At 62.1% G+C, this 23,050-nt stretch carries 21 protein-coding genes; 10 read left to right on the top strand and 11 right to left on the bottom strand.

What is annotated here, in order from left to right:
• Window positions 1-40: 40 nt before the first annotated feature.
• The 4 genes from EJ079_RS24150 to EJ079_RS24165 all read left to right on the top strand — a co-directional run bounded on the left by EJ079_RS24150 (window position 41) and on the right by EJ079_RS24165 (window position 3,924).
• A complete protein-coding gene (locus tag EJ079_RS24150) occupies window positions 41-448 on the top strand; it encodes a DUF930 domain-containing protein (protein WP_164873846.1) in 408 nt (135 codons plus the stop codon).
• Window positions 449-606: 158 nt separating this feature from the next.
• On the top strand, window positions 607-1,269 hold the full coding sequence (locus tag EJ079_RS24155; RefSeq protein ID WP_127271063.1) for a TerC family protein: 663 nt from the start codon (window positions 607-609) through the stop codon (window positions 1,267-1,269).
• A gap of 136 nt (window positions 1,270-1,405) precedes the next feature.
• Window positions 1,406-2,719 carry a 30S ribosomal protein S12 methylthiotransferase RimO gene (rimO, locus tag EJ079_RS24160; RefSeq protein ID WP_127380321.1) on the top strand — a complete coding sequence of 438 codons (1,314 nt, stop codon included), beginning with the start codon at window positions 1,406-1,408 and terminating at the stop codon, window positions 2,717-2,719.
• Between the two features lie 98 nt (window positions 2,720-2,817).
• On the top strand, window positions 2,818-3,924 hold the full coding sequence (locus tag EJ079_RS24165; RefSeq protein WP_127810371.1) for an acyltransferase: 1,107 nt from the start codon (window positions 2,818-2,820) through the stop codon (window positions 3,922-3,924).
• Window positions 3,925-3,969: 45 nt separating this feature from the next.
• Here EJ079_RS24165 and EJ079_RS24170 read toward each other — a convergent pair whose 3' ends face one another.
• From EJ079_RS24170 to EJ079_RS24205, 8 genes are all read right to left on the bottom strand, one after another.
• Entirely contained in the window at window positions 3,970-5,037 is a 1,068-nt protein-coding gene (locus EJ079_RS24170; RefSeq protein WP_127323146.1) for a BMP family ABC transporter substrate-binding protein, read from the bottom strand.
• Window positions 5,038-5,087: 50 nt separating this feature from the next.
• Window positions 5,088-6,008, bottom strand: coding sequence for an ABC transporter permease (locus EJ079_RS24175; RefSeq protein WP_127268999.1), 921 nt, complete (start codon window positions 6,006-6,008; stop codon window positions 5,088-5,090).
• Window positions 6,008-7,138 carry an ABC transporter permease gene (locus EJ079_RS24180; RefSeq protein WP_127269000.1) on the bottom strand — a complete coding sequence of 377 codons (1,131 nt, stop codon included), beginning with the start codon at window positions 7,136-7,138 and terminating at the stop codon, window positions 6,008-6,010. Before EJ079_RS24180 ends, EJ079_RS24175 begins: the two co-directional genes overlap by 1 nt.
• Complete coding sequence (locus tag EJ079_RS24185) at window positions 7,135-8,712, bottom strand: ABC transporter ATP-binding protein (RefSeq protein WP_164873847.1); 1,578 nt, start codon at window positions 8,710-8,712, stop codon at window positions 7,135-7,137. The genes EJ079_RS24180 and EJ079_RS24185 overlap by 4 nt, the downstream gene beginning before the upstream one ends.
• 133 nt (window positions 8,713-8,845) lie before the next feature.
• Window positions 8,846-9,823, bottom strand: a complete 978-nt coding sequence (locus tag EJ079_RS24190) for a quinone oxidoreductase (RefSeq protein ID WP_127810373.1) — start codon at window positions 9,821-9,823, stop codon at window positions 8,846-8,848.
• Window positions 9,824-9,866: 43 nt separating this feature from the next.
• A complete protein-coding gene (gene pcsA, locus EJ079_RS24195; RefSeq protein WP_023811884.1) occupies window positions 9,867-10,685 on the bottom strand; it encodes a phosphatidylcholine synthase in 819 nt (272 codons plus the stop codon).
• Window positions 10,682-11,296 carry a DUF1326 domain-containing protein gene (locus EJ079_RS24200; RefSeq protein ID WP_127810374.1) on the bottom strand — a complete coding sequence of 205 codons (615 nt, stop codon included), beginning with the start codon at window positions 11,294-11,296 and terminating at the stop codon, window positions 10,682-10,684. Before EJ079_RS24200 ends, pcsA begins: the two co-directional genes overlap by 4 nt.
• 14 nt (window positions 11,297-11,310) lie before the next feature.
• The gene (locus tag EJ079_RS24205; protein WP_127810375.1) at window positions 11,311-12,249 is read right to left on the bottom strand and encodes a DUF2182 domain-containing protein; all 939 of its coding nucleotides are present in this window, start codon (window positions 12,247-12,249) and stop codon (window positions 11,311-11,313) included.
• A gap of 71 nt (window positions 12,250-12,320) precedes the next feature.
• Here EJ079_RS24205 and EJ079_RS24210 point away from each other — a divergent pair, with 71 nt between their 5' ends.
• A complete protein-coding gene (locus EJ079_RS24210) occupies window positions 12,321-13,532 on the top strand; it encodes a UbiH/UbiF family hydroxylase (protein ID WP_127810376.1) in 1,212 nt (403 codons plus the stop codon).
• On the opposite strand, the gene EJ079_RS24215 is transcribed toward EJ079_RS24210, so the two are convergent.
• Window positions 13,509-14,471: an AEC family transporter gene (locus tag EJ079_RS24215; protein WP_127810377.1), complete on the bottom strand. Its 963-nt coding sequence runs from the start codon at window positions 14,469-14,471 to the stop codon at window positions 13,509-13,511. The two genes, EJ079_RS24210 and EJ079_RS24215, sit on opposite strands and share 24 nt — an antisense overlap.
• Before the next feature lie 125 nt (window positions 14,472-14,596).
• On the opposite strand from EJ079_RS24215, the gene hspQ reads away from it, so the two are divergent.
• Window positions 14,597-14,920, top strand: coding sequence for a heat shock protein HspQ (hspQ, locus tag EJ079_RS24220; protein ID WP_164762658.1), 324 nt, complete (start codon window positions 14,597-14,599; stop codon window positions 14,918-14,920).
• A 71-nt stretch (window positions 14,921-14,991) separates the two neighbouring features.
• Here the strand turns inward: hspQ and EJ079_RS24225 are convergent, their stop codons facing one another.
• Entirely contained in the window at window positions 14,992-15,621 is a 630-nt protein-coding gene (locus tag EJ079_RS24225) for an invasion associated locus B family protein (RefSeq protein WP_127270670.1), read from the bottom strand.
• Window positions 15,622-15,853: 232 nt separating this feature from the next.
• On the opposite strand from EJ079_RS24225, the gene EJ079_RS24230 reads away from it, so the two are divergent.
• Together EJ079_RS24230 and EJ079_RS24235 are read left to right on the top strand one after the other, a co-directional pair.
• Entirely contained in the window at window positions 15,854-17,674 is a 1,821-nt protein-coding gene (locus EJ079_RS24230; RefSeq protein WP_127810378.1) for an extracellular solute-binding protein, read from the top strand.
• A gap of 17 nt (window positions 17,675-17,691) precedes the next feature.
• Entirely contained in the window at window positions 17,692-18,372 is a 681-nt protein-coding gene (locus tag EJ079_RS24235; RefSeq protein ID WP_127810379.1) for a DsbA family protein, read from the top strand.
• A gap of 37 nt (window positions 18,373-18,409) precedes the next feature.
• On the opposite strand, the gene EJ079_RS24240 is transcribed toward EJ079_RS24235, so the two are convergent.
• Window positions 18,410-18,847, bottom strand: a complete 438-nt coding sequence (locus EJ079_RS24240) for a hypothetical protein (RefSeq protein ID WP_127810380.1) — start codon at window positions 18,845-18,847, stop codon at window positions 18,410-18,412.
• A gap of 602 nt (window positions 18,848-19,449) precedes the next feature.
• Here EJ079_RS24240 and EJ079_RS24245 point away from each other — a divergent pair.
• Both EJ079_RS24245 and mgtE read left to right on the top strand, forming a co-directional pair.
• Window positions 19,450-21,354, top strand: a complete 1,905-nt coding sequence (locus EJ079_RS24245; protein WP_164873848.1) for an ABC transporter ATP-binding protein/permease — start codon at window positions 19,450-19,452, stop codon at window positions 21,352-21,354.
• A 273-nt stretch (window positions 21,355-21,627) separates the two neighbouring features.
• Entirely contained in the window at window positions 21,628-22,992 is a 1,365-nt protein-coding gene (mgtE, locus tag EJ079_RS24250; RefSeq protein ID WP_127810382.1) for a magnesium transporter, read from the top strand.
• The last annotated feature ends 58 nt before the right edge of the window (window positions 22,993-23,050 follow it).

Consider the following 23,050-nt stretch of genomic DNA (forward strand, 5'->3'; position numbering starts at 1 on the left):
CGTCCGAGGCGGTTCGCTCGGTTGATTTCTCCGACAAAATATGTTGGTTGTCCCGCCCATGAAGAAGCTCTGCATGACCGCCTTGGCGTCAGTGACACTGAGTTTTCCAGCCAGCGCAATGGACAATGCATTGCGCGCCGGTCTGATGAAACTCGATCCCCAAACCCGTCTTGAACAGCGTTGCGACGCCGAAGTGCTCGACCGCATCACCCATGACGATCGCAAGTTCAAAGCCGATCGCGTCGTCGCCTACGCCTTCGCCACGCCCGAGATGGACGCCGATGCAATCAAGAGCTCGGGTGCTGCGTTTCGCAGCAAGGGGCAGTGGTACCGGCTGAAATTCAAGTGCCAGACCGCGCCGGACCATATGGAAGTTCTGCAGCTCCGTTACCGGATCGGGGACGAGATTCCAGAAGCCGACTGGGCAAAGTACAATCTCTACGATTGATTTGTGATCGGCCATGGTTTTGCCCGGCTGCCGGCGCTTGACGCAACGCTGCTTCGGTGATGCAGCCCCGCGTGATCCCTTGACGCCAGGGGACCACCAAGTTAGGGCCTCTGGATAATCGACGAACACTAGGCAAAATCAGCAAGGGCTTCCTGTCGATGGACATTTTTTTCAGCGCTGCCAGTCTGACCGCCCTGCTCCAGGTCATCGCCATCGACCTCGTGCTGGCTGGCGACAATGCGATCGTCATCGGCCTCGCCGCGGCCGGCCTGCCAGCCGAACAACGCAAGAAGGCGATTCTTCTCGGCGTGGTGGCGGCAACGGTGCTGCGCATCGGGTTTGCCGCAATTACCGTCAAGCTGCTGGCGATCGTCGGCCTGCTGCTCGCCGGCGGCATCCTGCTGCTGTGGGTCTGCTGGAAGATGTATCGCGAGTTGCGTACGTCGCATGCCGATGAATTGGAAGCGACCGAGGCACTGTCGAATTCGGACCTCAACAACGACCAGGCGGTCGCCGGCAAGACGAAGCGCAAGACCCTTGGCCAGGCTGCCTTGCAGATTGTCGTCGCCGATGTGTCGATGTCGCTCGACAACGTGCTGGCGGTGGCTGGAGCGGCGCGTGATCATTTTCCGGTACTGATCATCGGCCTGGTGCTGTCGATCGCCCTGATGGGGCTGGCCGCGACTTTCATTGCCAAGCTTCTGCATCGCCACCGCTGGATTGCCTATGTCGGCCTGCTGATCATTTTCTATGTGGCTGTGGACATGATCTATCGTGGCGCGGTGGAGGTTTGGCCGCATGTAAACGGTGCGGTCGGCTGAGGCTGGCGGACATCGGCATCTTCACTCCGTGGAAGCAAGACCGCCGTGCGTTTTGCCGCATCGCGGGCGTGCCCATACCAATGCCGCAATAAGTGTGGTACTGCGCCGGCAATCCTGAAAAGCCCGGAAACGCTCTATGTCCGCTCCACGCGTGAGTTTTGTCAGTCTTGGATGCCCGAAGGCCCTTGTGGATTCGGAGCGCATCATCACGCGCCTGCGCGCCGAAGGTTACGAAATCGCCCGCAAGCATGACGGCGCCGACCTTGTCGTCGTCAACACTTGCGGCTTTCTCGATTCCGCTCGCGACGAGTCGCTCAACGCCATCGGCTCCGCGCTTTCGGAAAACGGCCGGGTGATCGTCACCGGTTGCCTGGGCGCAGAGCCGGACGTCATTCGCGAAAAGCACCCCAATGTGCTGGCGATCACCGGGCCGCAGGCCTATGAGAGCGTGATGGCTGCCGTGCATGAGGCCGCGCCGCCTTCGCACGACCCTTATGTCGATCTTTTGCCGCCGCAGGGTGTCAAGCTGACGCCGCGCCACTACGCCTATCTGAAAATTTCCGAAGGCTGCAACAACCGCTGTACCTTTTGCATCATTCCGGCACTGCGTGGCGACCTCGTCTCGCGGCCGGCGGCCGATGTGCTGCGCGAGGCCGAGAAACTGGCCAAGGCTGGGGTCAAGGAACTTCTGGTGATCTCACAGGACACCAGCGCCTACGGCATCGACATCAAGTATCAGACGTCGATGTTCGGCGACCGTGAGGTGCGCGCAAAATTCCTCGATCTGTCCGAGGAACTGGGCAAGCTCGGCATCTGGGTGCGCATGCACTATGTCTACCCCTACCCGCATGTCGCCGACGTCATCCCGTTGATGGCAGAGGGCAAGATCCTTCCTTACCTGGATATCCCCTTCCAGCACGCTTCGCCGCAGGTATTGAAGAACATGCGCCGGCCGGCACACGGCGAAAAGACGCTCGAGCGCATTCGCGGCTGGCGTGAGGTCTGCCCGGATCTGGCCATTCGCTCCACCTTCATCGTCGGCTTTCCCGGCGAGACGGACGATGATTTCGAGATGCTGCTCGACTGGCTCGACGAGGCCAAGATCGATCGCGCCGGCTGCTTCAAATACGAGCCGGTCCGCGGCGCCCGCTCCAACGATCTCGGTCTCGAACAGGTTCCCCAGGAGATCAAGGAGGCGCGCTGGCACCGTTTCATGCAGCGCCAGCAGAAGATTTCGGCAACGCAGCTGGCCAAGAAGGTCGGCAAGCGCCTGCCGGTGCTGATCGACGAGGCGCATGGCACGTCGGCAAAGGGCCGCACCAAATACGACGCGCCCGAGATCGATGGCTCGGTGCATATCCAGTCGCGCCGCCCTTTGCGCCAGGGCGATATCGTCACCGTCAAGATCGACCGCGCCGACGCCTATGACCTTTATGGTTCGGCGGTCTGAGGGCCGTATTTACTACATCTGGCGATAGTTCAGCCTTTTAACCCGCTCAGCCGCGATCCGCTCTATGGTTTGCGGACCGGAGATGCGGGGGAATGCGGATGAACACCAGATCTGCGGAACAAAATTACATCGCGACGCTGGATTTGCTCAGGCTGGCGGCAGCACTTGCTGTCGTGTTCTTTCACTATTTCTTTCGCGGCGCGGCCGCCGAAGGCTACCTCGCGCAGGGCTATCCGCTTGCCGCACCGTTCGCCCTCTACGGCTATCTCGGCGTCAATCTGTTCTTCCTGATCAGCGGTTTCGTCATTGCCTGGTCGGCGGAAAACCGGAGCTGGGATCAGTTTGCGATCGCGCGGTTCGTTCGCCTCTATCCGGGTTTTCTGTTCTGCATGACGATCACCTTCGCAGTTCTCACCCTTGCCGGCACGCCGTTGCTTCCAGCCTCTTTCAGCCAGTATGTCGCCAACCTGTCGATGTTCGCGCCGGTCTTCGGCCAACCCTTCATGGACGGCGTCTACTGGTCGATCGTGCTTGAACTGGTGTTCTACGGATGGATCACGCTGGCCCTGTTCACCGGGCTCTTCCAGAAACGCAAGCTGGAGCTGATCTTCATCTGGCTGGCGATCTCGGCCTTGAACGAGTTCTTCATCGGCAGCGGCGGAGCCAGGCTGCTGTTCCTCACCGAGTTCGGCCCGTTCTTCGCCGCCGGCGTGCTGGTCCACCACATCCATTCGCATGGCCGTTCTGTGCCGGCCCTGCTGCTGCTCGCCGCCGCGTTCCTGATCTCCTGCGGAACGCTGTCGGTGACGCAGCGCTGGATGCTCGGCCACTACGGCATTGCCGTCTCCTCGGCCAATCTTGTCCTCGCCAACGCCGTCATGCACGCGGCCCTGATCGGCGCGGTGCTGCTGCGCCACCGTGTGAGGGCATCGGCGCTCACCCTGGCGCTGGGCGGGCTGACCTATCCGCTCTATCTGCTGCATCAGGAGATCGGCTATCTCGCCATCAATGCGGCAACGCCCATTGTCGGCAAATGGATTGCCGCCCGTGGTTGCGTCGTGCTCATGCTTTTCATTTCGTGGGCGATCTGGCGCACCTGCGAACGACCGGTACAGCGGTTGCTCAGGTTTTGGCTCGGCCGTGTGGTCGATGCCGGACGAACGCGGTTTCATCGCCCCTCTGCCGGCGCACAGCCCGCCGAATGAAGAAGGGCGCCTCGCGGCGCCCCTCCGTCTCATGTCTCGCGCTGGTTATTTCGGCAGCTTGTCGTCGACGCCCTTCACATAAAAATTCATGCCGAGCAGCGTGCCGTCGTCGGCGACTTCGCCATCCTTCAGCCATGGCGTGCCGTCCTGCTTGGCGATCGGCCCGGTGAAGGGATTCCAGCCGTCGGCGATCTTCTTTTCGGTGGCTTCGGCCATCGCCTTCACGTCGTCGGGCATGTTGGTATAAGGAGCGAGCTTGACGGCGCCGTCCTTGATGCCGAGCCAGACATTGCCCGGCTTCCAGGTGCCGTCGAGGGCTGCCTGGACCCGGCTGATGTAATAGGGACCCCAATCATCGGTGAGCGAAGTCAGCTGCGCCTTGGGCGCGAACTTGATCATGTCCGATGACTGCCCAAAGCCCTTCAGGCCCCGCTCCTCGGCCACTTGCAGGGCAGCGGTCGAATCGGTGTGCTGGACGATGATGTCGGCACCCTGGTCGAACAGCGCCTTGGCGGCGTCGGCTTCCTTGCCCGGATCGAACCAGGAATTCACCCAAACGATTTTGGCTTTGAAGTTCGGGTTGATCGACTGTGCGCCGAGCATGAAGGAGTTGATGCCCATCACCACTTCGGGAATCGGGAAGGAAACGATGTAGCCGGCAACGCCGGCCTTCGATTCCTTGGCGGCGATCTGGCCGAGCACGTAGCGGCCTTCGTAGAAACGCGCATTGTAGATGCCGAGATTGTCAGCGGTCTTGTAGCCGGTGGCGTGCTCGAACATCACCTTGGGGAATTTCTTGGCGACCTTCACTTCCGGGTCCATGAAGCCGAAGGAGGTGCCGAAGATGAGCTTGCAGCCTTCGCGCGCCAGGCGCTCGAAAGCGCGGTCGGCGTCGGGACCTTCCGAGACGTTTTCGAGATAGGCTGTTTCGACCTTGTCACCGAGCGCCTTCTCCACATCGAGACGGCCCTGGTCGTGCTGGTAGGAGTAGCCGAAGTCGCCGATCGGGCCGGTGTAGACCCAGCATGCCTTCAGCTTGTCCGCAGCTTCCGCCGTCACTGCCAGCGACATGGCGGCGGTCGTGGTCATCAGGGCAATAAGCAGTTTTTTCATTGTGTTACCTCTCTGAGTTAAGCCTTGGAGCTTCCCGTTTGTTTTTATTGTCAACGATCCGGAACGAATGGCTGCCCCAAGGAAGCCGGCGTGTTCATCATCGTCAGACGCTTGTTGCGCGAGATTAGAACGAGAACCACGATGGTTGCCAGATAGGGCAGCGAAGAAAGGAACTGTGAAGGCACCGGAATGCCAAAAGCCTGTGCATGAAGCTGGCCGATCCACACCGCGCCGAAGATGTAGGCGCCGGCCAGCACCCGCCATGGCCGCCAGGAGGCGAACACCACCAGCGCCAGCGCGATCCAGCCGCGGCCGGCGCTCATGTTCTCGACCCATTGCGGCGTGTAGACCAGCGACAGATGGCCGCCGGCAAGCCCGGCACAGGCGCCGCCGAAGATCACCGCGAGATAGCGATAGCGGATGACCTGGATGCCAAGCGCATGGGCCGAGGTGTGGCTGTCGCCGATCGAGCGCAGCGTCAGGCCGGTCCTTGTCTTGAACAGGAACCACATGACGGCCGCGGTGAGCGCGATCGAAATGTAGAAGATCGGGTCCTGACCGAACAGCAGCCTGCCGACGACAGGCATTTCCGTCAGGCCGGGAATGTAGAGGTTGGGCAGCCTTTCGCCGGGTTGGCCGACAAAGCTGGTGCCCATCATGCCGGACAGGCCAAGGCCGAGCAGCGTCAGCGACAGGCCGGTCGCCACCTGGTTGGTGGCCAGCGACAGCGTCATGACGGCAAACAGCAGCGAGAACACCGCGCCCATGGCGATTGCCGCCAAAAGGCCGATCCAGGGCGAGCCGGTGAGATAGGTCGCGCCGAATCCGCCGACAGCGCCCATGATCATCATGCCCTCGACGCCGAGATTGAGCACGCCGGAGCGTTCGACCACCAGTTCGCCGATTGCCGCGATCAACAGGGGCGTTGCCGCCGTGGCGATGGTCAGAAGGATGTTTACGGTGATGTCCATCAACGGGCTTCCTTTAACTTTGGCGCGGCTTCGAGTTTCGCGGCACCTTCCGGCTTGGTCAGCGCCAGGCCGACCAGGCGAATGCGGTAGTGGATGAGCGTGTCGCAGCCGAGCACGAAGAACAGCAGCATGCCCTGGAACACCCGCGCCACCTTGTCGGAGATGCCGAGCGCGCTCTGCACCGCTTCGCCGCCGAGATAGGTCAGCGCCAGCACCAGACCGGCGGCAACGATGCCGAGCGGGTTGAGGCGGCCAAGGAAAGCCACGATGATGGCGGTGAAGCCATAGCCGGGCGAAATGACAGGCTGCAGTTGCCCGATGGCGCCCGAGACCTCGGAGATGCCGGCGAGTCCCGCCAGAGCGCCTGACAGCAGGAAAGCAAAAAAGACCATGCGGTTGAGGCCGAAGCCGGCGAAGCGCCCTGCCCGCGGGCTTGAGCCTAGAACGCGCACCTCAAAACCTTTCAGCATGCGGCTCATCAGGATCCAGACCAGCACCGCGGCGACCAATGCGAAGACAAAACCCCAGTTTGCTCGCCCGGCATCCGGCATCAGCTCCGGCAACACGGCCGAATCGTTGAACTGGATAGTCTGCGGGAAACCATGGCCCTGCGGATCGCGCCAGGGTCCGCGCACCAGCCAGTCAAGGAAAAGCTGCGCGACATAGACCAGCATCAGGCTGGTCAGGATTTCGTTGGTGCCGAAGCGTGTCTTGAGCAGAGCCGGGATCGCGGCATAGGCCGCGCCGCCGACCATGCCGAGCAACAGCATCAGCGGCAGCACCAGCGGACCTTCGAACTGCGGAAATAGCACGGGAATCATCGAACCGGCAATGCCGCCGAGGATGAACTGGCCTTCGGCGCCGATGTTCCAGATGTTGGCCTTGTAGCAGACCGACAGGCCGACGGCGATCAGGATGAGCGGCGCTGCCTTGATCGCCAGCTCATGTAGCTGCCAGACCTGGCTGATCGGCTCGATAAAATAGATATTGAACGCGGTCAGCGGATTGACGCCGAGCAGCGCGAACATGACGGCGCCGGCAATGATGGTCAGCGCGAAGGCGATGAACGGCGACAGGGCCGAAAACAGCATGGAACGCTGCGGGCGTTTGACGAGTTCGAGGCGCATCATGCCGTCTCCAGCGAGTGTTCGGCGTGGCCTGGTTCGGCGCCGCCCATCAGCAAACCTACCTTTTCGAAGGTTGCCTCGGCGATCGGCATAGGCTTCGACAGCTCGCCATTGTGCATGACCGCGATCGCGTCCGATATCTCGAACAGCTCGTCGAGATCCTGGCTGATCACCAGCACCGCCGATCCGCTGCGCGACAACTCGATCAAGGCCTGGCGGATATGAGCGGCAGCGCCCGCATCCACGCCCCAGGTCGGCTGGTTCACCACCATGACGCTTGGCCGGCGGTCGAGTTCACGGCCGACGATGAATTTCTGCAGATTGCCGCCCGAAAGGGCCGCGGCCTCCGGATCCGGCGCACTCTTGCGTACATCCATCGCCTCGATGATGCGTTGGGACGCGGCTTGGATGGCACCGCTCTTCACCATCCCGCCGGAACCGACGAACGCCTTGCCGTCGGTGGCATGGCGCGACAGCAGCAGGTTTTCGGAAAGCTTCATGCGCGGTGCCGCACCGTGGCCGAGGCGCTCCTCCGGCACGAAGGCAGCGCCCAGCAGTCGGCGCCCGGTGATGGTGAGGCCGCCTGCGTCCTTGCCGCGAATGCGCACCGAGGATGCATCCTGCTGCGGCACTTCGCCGGAGACGGATTCGAAGAACTCGCCCTGGCCGTTGCCGGCGACGCCAGCGATGCCGATCACCTCGCCCGCCCGGACGTTCAGGCTGATGCCCTTGAGCGGGATCGAGAACGGCGTTGCCGGTTTGCGGCTGAGATTGCGGATTTCGAGCAGCGGCTGCGCCTTGTCGATGCCCTCGACCGGCGCGCGCACCACGGCCTGCACCTCGTTGCCGACCATCATGCGAGCCAGCGAAGAGGCGGTTTCCTCGCGCGGATTGCAGTGGCCGACAACCTTGCCGTGGCGCAACACGGTGGCGCGGTCGCAGATGCGTTTGACCTCTTCGAGCCGGTGCGAAATGTAGAGGATGGATTTGCCTTCCGAACGCAGGCGCTCCAGCGTCTCGAACAGCTTGTCGGCTTCCTGCGGCGTCAGCACCGAGGTCGGCTCGTCCAGAATGATGAGCTGAGGCGTTTGCAACAGGCAACGGATGATTTCGATGCGTTGGCGTTCGCCTACCGACAGGTCGCCGACCAGCGATTCAGGATCGAGCGGCAGGCCGTAGCTGAAGGAAAGCGCCCTCGCCTTCGCAGCGATGCTGTTGATCGGCGAGCCGTCGTCCAGCGACAGGGCAATGTTTTCGGCCGCGGTCAGCGCCTCGAACAGCGAGAAGTGCTGGAATACCATACCGATGCCGAGTTTTTTCGCGACGCCGGGACTGGAAATCCTGACGGCCTGCCCGTTCCAGAAGATCTCGCCGGCATTGGGCTCCAGCGAACCGAACAGCATCTTGACCAGCGTCGACTTGCCGGCGCCGTTTTCGCCAAGCAGGGCGTGGATCTCACCCCTGGCGATGTCGAGATCGATATGATCGCACGCCGTCAGCGTGCCGAATATCTTGGTGAGGCCACGAACCCCAAGCAGGTTCGTGCCGTCGTGATTTGCACTCACAGTGCCTCCCATCTGGTTAGCCAGACATGTTCTGTGTTCCCGCAGGCATGGTAGGCGCGGCCGGCTCTCATCGGAAAGCGGCACGCGTCTTGAAAGAGCTTCAAGAATTTCAGCGGAAATTCAAGGGATAGCAAGGCAGAACGAACTAAGGGATGAGAATGGTCGTCCCTGTGGTCCTGCGGCCCTCGAGGTCGGAATGCGCCTTGCCGGCGTCCTTGAGCGCGTAGCGCTGGTTGATCTTGATCTCGACCGCGCCGCTGAGCACGACCTCGAACAGGGCGGCGGCAGAAGCGTCGAGGTCCTCGCGTCTTGCGTTGTAGACGAACAGTGTCGGCCTCGTTGCGAACAGTGAGCCCTTCTGTGCCAGCAATGACATGCTGAATGGCGGTATGGGTCCCGAGGACTGGCCAAAGCTGACGAACATGCCAAGCGGCCGCAGGCAGTCGAGCGAAGCCGGAAATGTGTCGTTGCCGACCGAATCGTAGACGACGTCGCATTTTTTGCCACCGGTGATGGCGGCGACGCCGGCAACGAAATCCTGTTCCTTGTAGTTGATGACATGGTCGAAACCATGCGCCCTGGCGAGCTCGATCTTGTCGGACGAGCTGGCGGTGCCGATGACGGTGGCGCCGAGGTGTTTTGCCCATTGGCCGAGGATCAGCCCGACGCCGCCTGCCGCGGCATGGAACAGGATCGTGTCGCCGGCCTTCACCTTGAACGTCCGGCGCAGCAGATATTCCGCGGTCATGCCCTTCAGCATCATCGCTGCGGCCTGTTCGTCGCTGATGCCATCCGGCACCTTGACGACGCGGCTGGCATCGATGACGCGCTGTTGCGCGTAAGCGCCCGTCGTCACGGCATAGGCGATGCGATCGCCCGGATTCAGCCAGTCGACGCCCTGGCCGACCTCCAGCACCACGCCGGCGGCTTCGCTGCCTGGCACGAGCGGGAAGCCGCCAGGCGGCGGGTAGAGGCCAGAGCGATGGTAGACATCGATGAAATTGAGGCCGATCGCGGTGTGCCGGACCAGGATCTGCCCGGATCCCGGCTGGCCGGGGTCAGCGTCCTCATAGGTCAGAACTTCCGGGCCGCCATTGGCGTGAATGCGGATCGCTTTCGACATTGCTAGGCTTCCTGTGGGCTAGGCTTCCTGTGGGAGCGGCTGATCAAGCCTTTTTGGCACCGAGATTGGGAAAGAACTGCATGATGCCACCGATGCAGGCAAGGTAAAGCCCGGTGATGGTAATGCCGATCTTGGTGAAGGTGCTGACCTGTTCGCCCAGCACGCCGATCTGATCGTAGAAGGCAGCGAGTGCCGCCTGGGCCAGGGCGAGCGCGCCGAAAGCGCACCATAAGAGGGTCATCCCAAGGTTGATGCGCCGCAGCCGCACCACCCGCACCGGGTGGATGAAGTTGATCGGCACGAAAGTCAGGACGCCGGCCACCACCACCACAGCGAACGAAACCCATTGCCCGGGCTCGATGACGAACAGGGTGAACACCACCATGTTCCAGACCACGGGGAATCCCTTGAAGAAATTCTCCTTCGTCTTCATGCCGGTGTCGGCATAGTAGATGGCGCTGGACACGACGATGATCGCCGCCGACAGGAAAGACAGGCCCTCGCCCATGAAGCCGCGCTGATAGAGCGCGAAGGCCGGGATCAGCACGTAGGTCACGTAGTCGATGATGTTGTCGAGCAGTTCGCCCGACCATGTCGGCAGGATCTCCTTGACCTCGAGCTTTCTGGCGATCGGTCCATCGATGCCGTCGACGAACAATGCCAGCCCGAGCCACCAGAACATTGCGGTCCAGCGCTCTTCGCTCGCCGCCACAAGCGAGAGGAAGGCCAGGAACGAGCCTGATGCGGTCAAGAGATGGACGGAGAACGCCCGCGCCTGTGGCCAGGTGACCTTCTTCTTCGGCCTGGGAATCCGGTCCGTGATCTTTTTGGCGGCTTTTCGGGCCGTTGTGTTCTTGCTCACGGGCCCCGCCAATCCAGCTTGCAGATTTCGGCCGAACGGCCGGCGAAATTCCAGTTGCGGCCGAAAGCCCGCATCTTGCTCTTGTCAGACCTTGCCACGATAATCTCGGGCGCGATCCAGTATTCCGAATTGCTGATCACCGTATCCTTGCCGCGATCCTTGCCGGGGATGGGTGTCACCGCCCCGTCGATGATCTTCGGTATCTGGAAGATACGCGTCTTGTCACGCGTCTCATAGGTGATTGGCACCTGCTCGACGCCAAGGAATTTGCCGACGAGGATGGAGAGCAGCGATGTGGTTCCGCCTGCCTTGCCCGTGAAGATCTTGGTCAGCGCCTTGACCGCGTAGACCGAGGCTCGGCTGTCGATGAACAGGCCGGCGGTCCAGTTGCCGCGGCTCATGTAGCCGGGGATTTCCATGATCAGCCCGAGATTGAGGCCGGACAGATCGACCTCACCGAAATGGCCTGCATCGATACGAAACCCCGCCCAGGTCTGGCAATAGCCTTCGGTCGGCGGATGATTGCCAAGCGATAGCACGCAGGGGCAAAAAACCGTGCAATTGCAGGAGAGTACGAGCTCTCCCTTCATCGCCCAGCTCTGGTCTGCCATCGATTTTCCCCCACTCATAGCGAGACTACTAGCAGCGCGGCTGCCCAGACAAGCAGTATCGCACCGGCCAGCCGGGTTGGAACCCTGCTGGCTGTTTGTTTTTCGATCAGGGTGAACAGCCCGATCAACGCCATCCAGAAAATGTTCATGACGCCAACGGCGAACATCACCAGCATCAAGGCCCAGCAGCAGCCGAGACACCACAGACCTTGCGCGACACCGAGCCGAAAGATGTTAAGGGGCCTTGCGCTCCAGTTCGAAAACAGGACCGAGAACGGGTTCTTGCATTTCTTCAGGCAAGCTTCCTTGAGGCCGCTGAACTGGTAGAGGCCGGCAATCACGAGAGCGAGCGCACCGGCAAGGCCGGCGACCGGATCGAGCATCCCGGCTGATAAGGCGAATGCATGGGCGGCCAAGGTCAGCGCCGCGAACATCATTGAAGCGGCGAGCCAGACGCTTAGGTAACCGGCGACCAGCACCAGCGGGTGAACGACCGGTTCGCCCTTGATGCGAGCCGTGTCAGTGATTTCGCAATAGGTGCGGATCATCGGCGCCGCCGAAGGCAGCATCATCGCGACCGCCATCAGGAGCCACATGAAAACGAGCGCGCCGGCCTGCAAGCCGAGATCTGCGTCCAAGGGCACCGGTGAGAGGCACAGCACAAAGAACCGTTCCAGGAAATCGGGCAGCGGCAGTTGCGGCAGGCTGCGCAGGATCGTGTCGCCAGGGGCGCCGACGCCCGCAATCCCTGTTTCAGCCCCGCGGATTGCCATCGCCGCAAGAGACAGCCAGGCAAGCAGGATGCAAGCGGCGACAACGACGTTTACCGTGACGCGAGGATTGCGCGCGATGCCGGCCATGGCGCGGCCGGCGCGGTCGAGATGGCTGAAGTCGTCCTGCTGGCCGGTCATGACATCCGAATGGGCCGAATCGCCGCGTTGATCAAGCGGCATGATCTGACCTATATGCTCATCGAACGGCAGGTCGGGTGGACCGGCCTCGCATTGCAAGCCGGAAGCCGATCTTGGAGCATCAGCAAACTGCGCGGATACTGGTTGCCGGCACGGGGCCGGCAGGGCTGATCGCGGCGCTCGGTTTTGCCGCCGAAGGTTTCCCGGTGACGCTGGTCGGGCCGGAGCCCACTGCCCCCGACGGCCGCACGACGGCCCTGATGAACCCTGCCTTGAAAGTGCTCGACCGGCTTGGCGTGCTCGAAACCGTCAAATCCAAGGCGGCGCCCCTGAAAGTGATGCGCATCGTCGACGCCACCAGCCGGCTGATCCGCAGCCCGGTCGTCACCTTCCGTGCCAGCGAAATCGACGAGGACCAATTCGGGCTGAACCTTCCCAACAGCGTCCTCAACCCGGCACTCGCCAGCGCCGTTGCCGCGCATGCCGGCATCGACCGGCTGATGTCGATAGTGGCGAACTGGCGTCTCGATGCCGAGCACGCCCGTGCCGTCCTGGCCGACGGCAGCACGGTCGACGCATCGCTTGCGGTCGCCGCCGATGGGCGGTTGTCACCGGCGCGCCAGGCGGCCGGCATCTCGACCTCGGCCCGGTCCTACCCGCAGGCAGCTCTCGTCCTCAATTTCGGCCATAGCGGCGACCACGCCTTCACCTCGACCGAATTCCACACCGAGACCGGTCCGTTCACGCAGGTCCCATTGCCCGGCAATCGCTCCAGCCTGGTCTGGGTGGTCAAGCCCGAGACCGCGACCGACCTCGCCGCACTGGACGATACGACGCTTTCTCAGCGGGTTGAACAGCAGATGCAGTCGATGCTGGGCCGGGTGACGGTCGAGCCGGGCCGGCAGATCTATCCGCTTTCGGCGGTGACGCCACTGCGTTTCGCCCGAGATCGGGTGGCGCTGGTCGGCGAAGCCGCCCATGTGTTTCCGCCGATTGGTGCGCAAGGCCTCAATCTCGGCATCAGGGACGTCGATGATCTGGTTGGAATCGCTTGCGAAAATCGAGCCGACCCGGGTGCAGCCAAGGCGCTTGCGGCTTACGATTTCAAGCGCCGCCCCGATATTCTGGCGCGTAGCGGCGCGGTCAACCTGCTCAACATGTCGCTGCTTTCCGACATGCTGCCGGCCCAGATGGCCCGCGTGGCCGGGCTCGGCGTGCTCGGTGGCTTCGCGCCGCTTCGGGCTTTTTTCATGCGCGAGGGGCTTCGTCCCGGCAGCGGTTTTGCCGCGCTTGCCGGCGGGTTAGGGAAACAGGTCCGGCGCTAGGATATCGTGCCGGATCAGGTAGAGCAGCCCGGTGACGGTCACGACCGACAGGCAGGTTGTGATCAGCACACTGGCCGACGCGCGCTGTACCCAGACGCCATACTGCTGGGCGATGACGAAGACGTTGGTGGCGGTCGGCAACGCCGCCAGAAGCACCGCCGAGAAGACCCATGTCTCAGAGAAATTGCCGATCCAGCTCAGCACGACATAGCAGAGCAACGGGTGCAGGATCAGTTTCAGCGCCGCAATCGGAACCATCTCGTGCGGGACGCGATTGAGCGGCCTGAGCGCCAGCGTGACGCCCATGGCGAACAGCGCGCAAGGTGCGGCCGCCCGGGAAAGATATTCCAGAAATCGCTCCACCGGCACGGGCGGTCGAAAGCCGATATAGGCGGCGCCGACGCCCAGGGCGGTTGCGATGATGAACGGGTGCAGCACGATCTTGCGCACGACACCGAGCGCAAGCCGGAGAGGCGTGGTCTTGTCGTCGCCCGACAGCGCCATCATCATGGGCGCGATGGCGAAATGCATGATGTTCTCGAAACAGAAGATCAAGGCGACCGGCACAGCCGCCTCCTCGCCGAAGGCCAGCAATGCCAGCCCCGGTCCCATGTAGCCGATATTGCCATAGGCGGCCGCGAGCGCCTTGATGGTCGATTGCGCTATCTCGCCGCGCGAGGTCAGGATCGACCCCATGAACATCAAGGAAAATATCATGAAGGTCGAGACGACCGAACCGAAGATGAAGCGCCATTCCGTCAGGTCTTCGAACGGCGTCTTGGCAAGCAGTTGGAAGAAAAGTGCCGGCAGCGCGACATAGACGATGAACGTGTTCATCCAGCCGAGCGCCTCCAGCGGCTGCCTGGTGATGCGCGCCACCAGAAACCCGACAAAAATCAAGCCGAAGAACGGAAGAACAAGACCGATGACGTCAGACATTTTTATGCTGGTCCGAAACCCTGGCGCCGGGCTAGCCCGTTGCTTAATAGGGCGTCAAGCGCCTCGGGATTGAATTGATGCGCGGTCTGCGCCAAATAAGCCCAAGGAATTCAGTGGTGAGTACGATGAAAACAGCCAAATTCGCAATCGGACAGGTGGTTCGCCACCGGCTGTTTCCATTCAGGGGCATCATTTTCGATGTCGATCCGCAATTCGCCAACACCGACGAATGGTACGAAGCCATCCCCGCCGACGTGCGGCCGCACAAGGATCAGCCTTTCTATCATCTGCTCGCCGAAAATTCGGAGACCGAGTACATCGCCTACGTCTCCGAGCAGAATTTGCTTGAGGATCAGTCGGGGGAGCCGGTCCGGCATCCGCAGATCAAGGAGATGTTCGACAAGAAGCCGGACGGGCGCTACCAGCCGAAACGGCAGTCGAGGCATTAACCCGCGGAGAGATGGGCGCAAAAAAAGCGGGGCATGACCCCGCTTTTTTGTGGCTCGGCGATATCGGCCGATCAGTTGGCGGTCTTCGCCTTGTCCTGCTCTTCCTTGAGCTTCTTGGCGAAATCCTGGTTGTTCTTGGCGACGAAGTCCTGAAGCTTCTTCTGCCGGTCCTCGATGTCCGACTGCTGCAGCGCCGGTCCGTCATAGGCGCCGCTGAAGCCCTGCAGGGCGACCTTGATCGGATTGGGCTGGTTCTGGAAATTGACGGAGGTCAGAGTGATCGCCTGGCCCTTCTTGAACGCGGCGACGAGCTGATCGGTCAGCGGCACTTCCGCCACGCAACGATCCGGGAAGCAGATCACATAGTCGAGCTTCTGCGCCTTGCCGGTGTCGATCTGCAGGCCGATGCCGGGAGGCACCAGACGGCCGGTCGGGACCGTCACTTGGAACACCTTGCGGTTCACCTTGCCCTTCAGCTCGATCAGGCTGACGCCGGTGACCAGCTGGCCGTTGCCGGCGGTGGTGATGTTCTGGACATTGCAGATGTCGACGTCTTCCTGCTTGGTGCAGGCCTTGAACCAGCCTTGCGGAATCTGCTGTTGCTGCTGTGCGGAAGCAGCGGGAAGTCCTGCGCCGAGAAAGCCGACCACGCCAGCGGCCATGACCGACAGGCGGTACGCGTTGCTGTTCAGGCTCGTCATGTCGTGCACTTCCTCTCAAATGATCCCGGGACCGGCTTCTTCGTGCCGTGTGGTCCAGCTACCTGTTGCCGAAATGAGGCAACAGAATGACTTCGGAGGGCGTGTTACACTGCAAGCGAGGCCGAATCCAGCCCGGCGTCAGCAATTGTTGAACGCGCGGTTGGCCGGCGCGCAGCCGCCTCATGCTAGGGTGCACACCGAATCATCAAGCCGACCCAGTAAGGAGACGGTCATGGGCCGCGTTGTTGTTTGGCTGATCACCGGGATATCGTTTCTCGCCCTTTCGCATCAGCCGGCCGCATCGGAGCCGAAGCACGCTATCGCCATGCAGGGCGAGCCGGCGCTACCGCCCGGCTATACGCATTTCGATTACGTCAATCCCGACGCGCCGAAGGGTGGCTCGATCACCTATTGCGTCGTCGGCAGCTTCGACAATCTGAACCCTTTCATCCTCAAGAGCCTGCGCACGACGGCGCGCGGCATGATGGATACGATCTTCGGCAATCTGGTCTTCGAGCCGTTGATGCAGCGCAATGCCGACGAGGCTTTCACGCTCTACGGTTTGTTGGCCGACAGCGCCGACATGGACCCGGAGCGCAAGAGCATCGAATTCCATCTCAATCCGAAGGCCAAATGGTCGGACGGTCAGCCGGTGACGCCGGAGGACGTGCTGTTCAGCTATGACGTCTACACCGAGAAAGGCCGCCCGCCTTACAGCGATCGCATGGCCAGGGTCGCCAAGCTCGAAAAGACCGGCGATCACAGCGTGCGCTTCACCTTCAACGACAAGGCCGATCGCGAATTCCCGCTGATCATCGCGCTGACCCCGATCATCCCGAAGCACGCCTTCGACAAGGAGACTTTCGACAGGACGACGCTCAAGCCGGTGATCGGCAGCGGCCCTTATAGGATCGCGCAGGTGCAGCCCGGCCAGCGCATCGTGTTCAAGCGCAACCCGGACTACTGGGGCAAGGACGTCCCGGCCAAGCGCGGTTTCGACAATTACGACCAGATCACCATCGAGTATTTCCTCAACGCCAACGCCAAGCTCGAAGCGTTCAAGAAAGGCCTTTGCGCCATCGACGACGACAGTGATCCGGTGAAGCGCGAGCGCGATCTCGATTTTCCGGCCTTCCACAAGGGCGACGTCGTCGCCGAAACCTTCGACACCGGCATTCCGCCCGTGGTGACCGGTTTCCTGTTCAACACGCGGTTGCCGAAATTCGCCAACCCTGTCGTGCGGCGCGCGCTCGGCATGCTCTACGACTTTGAATGGGCCAACAAGAACCTGTTCGGCGGCAAATACACGCGCACGATGAGTTACTGGCAGAATTCCGAGCTTTCCGCGATCGGCCATCCGGCCGACGACAGGGAGAAAGCGCTTCTGGCGCCCTACCCCGGCCGCGTCCCGGCCGATGTCATGGACGGTACATGGCGGCCGCCGGTGACCGACGGATCGGGCCAGGACCGCCGCGTGCTGAAGGCAGCCTTCGATCTTTTGAAAAGTGTCGGCTACCACGTGCAGAATGGAACGATGCTCGATCCCGAAGGCAAACCCTTCAGCTTCGAAATCCTGACCGCATCGCAGGACGAGGAGCGCCTTGCCGGCATCTACCAGCGCACGCTGGAGAAGATCGGTATCGATCTCACCATTCGCAGCCTCGACGGCGACCAGATCCAGTCGCGCAAGCAGCGCTTCGATTTCGAGGTCCTGATCGGATCGAGCGGCTTCAACAATTCGTTGTCGCCCGGCATCGAGCAGAGCGGGCGCTGGAGTTCCGCCGCGGCCAGGACGGAAGGCTCGTTCAATCTCGCAGGCGTCGCCGATCCGGCTGTGGACGCGGCGATCGAGGCGATGCTGCGCGCCCGCTCCAAGGAGGATTATGTTGCCGCCGTTCGCGTTCTCGACCGGCTGCTGATCTCCGGCAACTACATGGTGCCGATGCAGCACAACACGCAGCAATGGATTGCCTACTGGAACTACCTGGAACATCCGCAAAAGACGCCCATATTCGGGTATCAACTGCCAACATGGTGGCGCAAACCCAACTGAGGGATCAGGAGATCGAGATGAGCGAATTGAACGCCATCACCGTCGATGTGGTGTCCGATGTCGTCTGCCCCTGGTGCTTCATCGGCCAGAAGCGGCTCGACAGGGCGATTGCCGCCGTCGGCGATGTCGACGTGCATGTCCGCTGGCGGCCGTTCCAGCTCGATCCGACCATTCCGCCTGAAGGCAAGGACCGCCGCGAATACATGCTGGCAAAATTCGGCAGTGATGAGCGCATCCGCGAGATTCACACCCGCATCGAGCCGCTGGGCGAAGCGGAAGACATTTCCTTTGTCTTCGACGCCATCAAGGTGGCGCCGAACACGCTCGATGCGCACCGGCTGATCCGCTGGGCAGGTGCCGCCGGCGAAGCCATTCAGAACAGGCTTGTGCGCCGGCTGTTCCAGCTGAATTTCGAGGAAGGCGCCAACATTGGCGATCATGCCGTGCTGGTCGAGGCGGCGCGAGAGGCCGGCATGGATGCGTCCGTGGTCGCCACGCTTTTGCCGACCGAGGCCGATGTCGAGGCGGTGCGCACCGAGATCGCCACCGCGTCGCGCATGGGCATTTCTGGCGTGCCGTGCTTCCTGCTCGAGGACAAGTACGCGGTCATGGGCGCACAGGATGCCGACACGCTGGCCGATGCCATTCGCCAGGTGGCCGCCGCCAAGGCGCGCGGCGAACTGGACAAGGCCGGCTGAGCCGACCGCCCTCTCCTCTCCGCGACAGCAGCAAACGTTACTTCACCGTCGCCTTGGCCTTGCTGATGAAAAATCCATGGCCGTTCGTGGCCGTGCAGGTCAGTCCCTTGGTTGACGACTGGCACGAGAACGGCCCGGCGCTCCAGCTGTTGCCGTAGCCAAGCTTGTCGACATCGCTGCAGCAGCCCTGCTCGCCTGGGTTTTTGATCAGAGTGGCTGGCCCCTTCGGACCCAGGATAATCGTGACGTAGCTCGGCTCGACGCGCGAGCAACTCAGCTCCGGGCCGCCATCCTTTGGCTCATAGGTGCCGGTGCCGCCTTTGGGCGTGTAGATGCAGCCGATGTTGCCGGACGGCGTGTTGAACTCGATCTGGCCTTCGGCGCTGGCCGGGATGCTCTGCGCGCCGGCATGCGCCAAAGGTACGAGGGGCAGCCAGGCGAAGTGGGACAGGATTGCGGCCGCGCGTGCAAGCATTGGGAGCTTCCTTGTTGGAGAACCGAATATGCATGAATGTCGACGATGCCGGGCAAGGTTCAATCCCAGGTGGATGAATTGTCAAACGCAGTCCCTCAGCTGACCGGACAAGACGGAACGCGCCGCTCGATCGATTCTCCCGTCACTTCCTGCCCCTGGCAAGGACGACCACGGCATTCCTGGCGAGTCACGAACCGCAAATTTTCGAGCTCTCTGGGCCGTCCGCAGTGAGAAAACCGATCGCTCGACACGACTTCGAGTTCACGAAACCGTGTGAAAGCCTTCCCCAGGGGAAGCTCCATCGACGGCATTTTATTGAAGATCAAGTATCTGAAATCAATATCGATATTCTGATTATTGCCGACCGTTGTCGCTAAATTTCAGCGTGTAATCTGTTGCCTCACGGCAACGGCTGCCGGGGCAATCCGGTCGGGCCGGTTTTAAATTAATGGAAAATGATCAATTGGTGTTACCATCCGTAACAAAAGAAAAAAGGTTTGGGCGGGATCGTGATTCGGGTCGGTAGACCATCGCAAGAGTCAGTACCGGAAAAAACACCTCGCGATGCCGCAGGGCGATCGCTTCTGACGCCGGTGTCGTCGATGCGCAGCTTCTGGGGCCTGATGCGGGCCTACTGGGTTTCCGACCGCTGGAAGGAAGCCTGGACGCTGACGCTGGTGATCGCGGTGCTCACGGCGCTGTCCAGCAAGGCCGGTGTCTGGTTCGCCGAAGCCTCCGGCGAACTGGTCAATTCGATCGCCTTCTTCCATGACGCCGCCAACACCACGCCGCTTCGCTCGCTGCTGATCAATGCCGGCGTCCTCGTGCTGCTGGTGGTACTCAAGGACGCTGGCTTTACCGGCGTCCGCAATCTTGTCTCGGCGACATTGCACCGCAAATGGCGCGGTTGGTTGGACAGCCGCTTCAATGAAGCGCTGCTGGATGGCAACCATACGCATTTCCATGCCCAGCATGCATCGACCGGCAGCGGCGCACCGGCCCCCGACAACATCGACCAGCGTGTCCAGGAATCCATCAAGGACATGACCGGGGGCGCCATCGGGCTCGCCATGGGCGTACTGGCCGTCGCCACCTCGCTCTTCTTCGTCGGCCAGAAGCTGCTCGAAAACTCCGTCGAGGTGAAGGGGCTGGAGTTCCTCGGCAGCTATGGCAGCGCCATCCTGGCCTTCCTGGCCGTCGCCACCTATGTGCCGCTGAACACATGGATCGCCGTCAAGCTCGGCGGCCTGCTCGAGCGCCTCAACGTCAGGATGCAGAAGGCCGAAGGCAGCTATCGCGGCGAACTGACGACGTTCCTGCGCCGCTCCTTCCATGTCGCGGCGTCTCAGGGCGAAGGCGTGCAAAGGACCATGCATGGCCGGCTCTATGTCGATATCGACGGCACCTGGACGCGGCTGAACATCGTCAACACCGTCTATATGTCGTTCGAGCTGATCTACAATTTCATCGGCGCCCGCATTGTCGCCTATGGACCGGGCCTCGTGCCGTTCATCCACAACCGCCTCGATCTGAAGGGCTATATAACCGGCTCCGAGCTGGTCAATTCTCTGATCGGCCAGTGTTCGTGGTTCATCCACGTCATGCCCGCCATCGCCACGCTGCGCGCCAACAGCCAGCGTGTCACCGAGTTGGCCAACGCGATCGAGAATGTCCAGCATCCGCAGGAATTCTACAGCCAGACCGGCCGCTCCGATTTCCACTACACCAGCCAGAACCCGGTTTTCGGCCTGACCATCCAGAAGCTCGAACTGGCGCATCAAGGCGAGGATGCGACGCCCTTCCTCAGCGCCGCCAATTTGCGCTTCCGGCGCGGCGAATGGACTTTCCTGAAGGGCGAGTCCGGCTGCGGCAAGACCTCGCTGATCAAGGCGATCAACGGCCTGTGGCCCTATGGCCGCGGCACCATCGTCTTCCCCGAAGGCGTGAAGAGTTTCTATGCCGCCCAGGAGGTCAAGCTGCAGCCTGTGTCGCTGAAGCAACTGGTCTGCCTGCCGGGCTCCGAGCACGACCATGGCGACGCGCAGGTGGCGTCGGCGCTGCACAAGGCCGGGCTTGGCGACTTCATCGAGCACATGGCCGACGAAAGCCGCGAAGGCAAAAGCTGGGACCAGGTGCTGTCGGGCGGCCAGAAGCAGAAGCTGGTGGTGGCTCGCATCGTGCTGCAGCAGCCGGGGCTGCTGTTCCTTGACGAGGCGACCGGCGCGCTCGACCCCGACGGCAAGGTCGCCTTCCACCAGGCCATCAAGGACAACTGCCCCGATGTCACGGTGATCAGCGTCATGCACGAAGCGGTTGCGCCGAGATCGATCAGCGGCAGCGAATTCTATCACAGCATCGTCGCGATCGCCGACGGCGTCGCCACCAAGAAGCCGCTGGTTCCGACCCTGCCCGCCGAACTCACCACCATTCTGGTGCAGCCCAGGCCGGTCCCAAGGCCGGTCGAAGACAAGTGGCTGCGTTTCTCGCGCCGGCTGAAGCAGAAATAACGGTTATTCCACCCCGGTCTGCCGAGGCGAACGGCGGCCGGCGATCACAGTCTCGCGATCTTGGCCGCTCGTCGGCATTTTCCCTCCTCACCGCGATTGACACGGCAAGGCGCGCTCCTATGTTGCGCCCGCTTGTAGATAGTAAAAACGCGAACCCGCAAGCGGAAAGGTCACCGCGCCATGCCTGGCGACAGTCACAGTCGAACGCAACAGCCGTCCGCCCTGACGTGACCTCACATGGTTCATGTCCTGCCGGACGGCAAGGAGTGAGCCATGAACGAATTTACCACGGTGGCAAGCGACGAAGCCGTCGCGATTGCCCGTATCCTAGCCAATGATCACGTCGCCGACATTGTCGAGGCCCTGAACAGGGAGCCTCGAGAGAACGCGACGGAACTGCTCTATGAAGTGACGTTCGAACGTCTGGTCGAGATCTTCGACCAGCCGGAACTCGACGGCGCGTCCGAACTCATGGAGGCGCTGCCGCGCGCCAAGGCGGGCAAGCTGCTCATCGCCATGTCGGTCGACCGCGCCGCCGACATCCTGCGCGAGCTGGAAGAGCCGGCCCGTTCCGAGCTGCTTGGCGGGCTTGCGCCGCCGCTGCGCGCAACGCTGCTCTCCATCCTCGGCTATCCCGAAGGCAGCGCCGCATCGATCATGACGACGGAGTTCGTCAGCGTGCCGTCGGACTGGACCGTCGGGCAGACGCTCGACTACATCCGCAAGGTCGAGCGGACGCGCGAGACCGTCTACGCGATCTATATCGTCGATCCGCAGACGCACCTGCTTGTGCGCTCGACGGGCCTGCGCCGGCTGATCACCGGTGAGCCTGACGATCCGATCATGACGGTGGCGCCGGATCACCTTCCGGTGACGGTCGGCCCGCTGACCGATCGCGAAACCCTGGCGCAGACGATTTCCAAATACGATCTGCTCGCCCTTCCGGTCGTCGACCATGGCAAGATCCTAGGCATCGTCACCATCGACGACATCATCGACACGATGGTCGCGGAGACGACCGAGGACGCGCACCGTTTCGGCGGCATGGAGGCGCTGGACGAGCCGTACATGAAGATGAGCTTCCGCGCCATGATCAGGAAACGCGGCGGCTGGCTGTGCGCGCTGTTCATCTCGGAGATGCTGACGGCCAACGCCATGCAGAGCTATGAGGGCGAGCTGGAGAAGGCGATCGTGCTGACGCTGTTCATCCCGCTGATCATGAGCTCCGGCGGCAATTCCGGCTCGCAGGCGACCTCGCTGGTCATCCGCGCGCTGGCGCTGCGCGAGATCGGTCTTGGCGACTGGTGGCGGGTGGCGCTGCGTGAGCTGCCCACCGGCCTGGTGCTGGGCGCCATGCTCGGCGTGGTCGGCGTCTGCCGCATCGCGCTGTGGCAATATATGGGCTTCTACGATTATGGCCCGCACTGGCCGCTGATTGCCACCACGGTGGGTGCTGCACTGGTCGGCATCGTCACCTTCGGTTCGCTGTCGGGGTCGATGCTGCCGTTCGCCTTGAAACGTATCGGCTTCGACCCTGCCAGCGCATCGGCGCCGTTGGTCGCCACGCTGGTCGATGTCACCGGGCTGGTGATCTACTTTTCGGTGGCGCTGGTGATCCTGCGCGGCACGCTGCTGTAGCGACTATCTCCGCCGTGGCATGACCTTGCCGCGGCGGAGTTCCTCAACCCGGATTTGC

It is taken from the genome of Mesorhizobium sp. M7A.F.Ce.TU.012.03.2.1, assembly GCF_004006095.1.
In the GTDB taxonomy this organism is placed as follows: domain Bacteria; phylum Pseudomonadota; class Alphaproteobacteria; order Rhizobiales; family Rhizobiaceae; genus Mesorhizobium.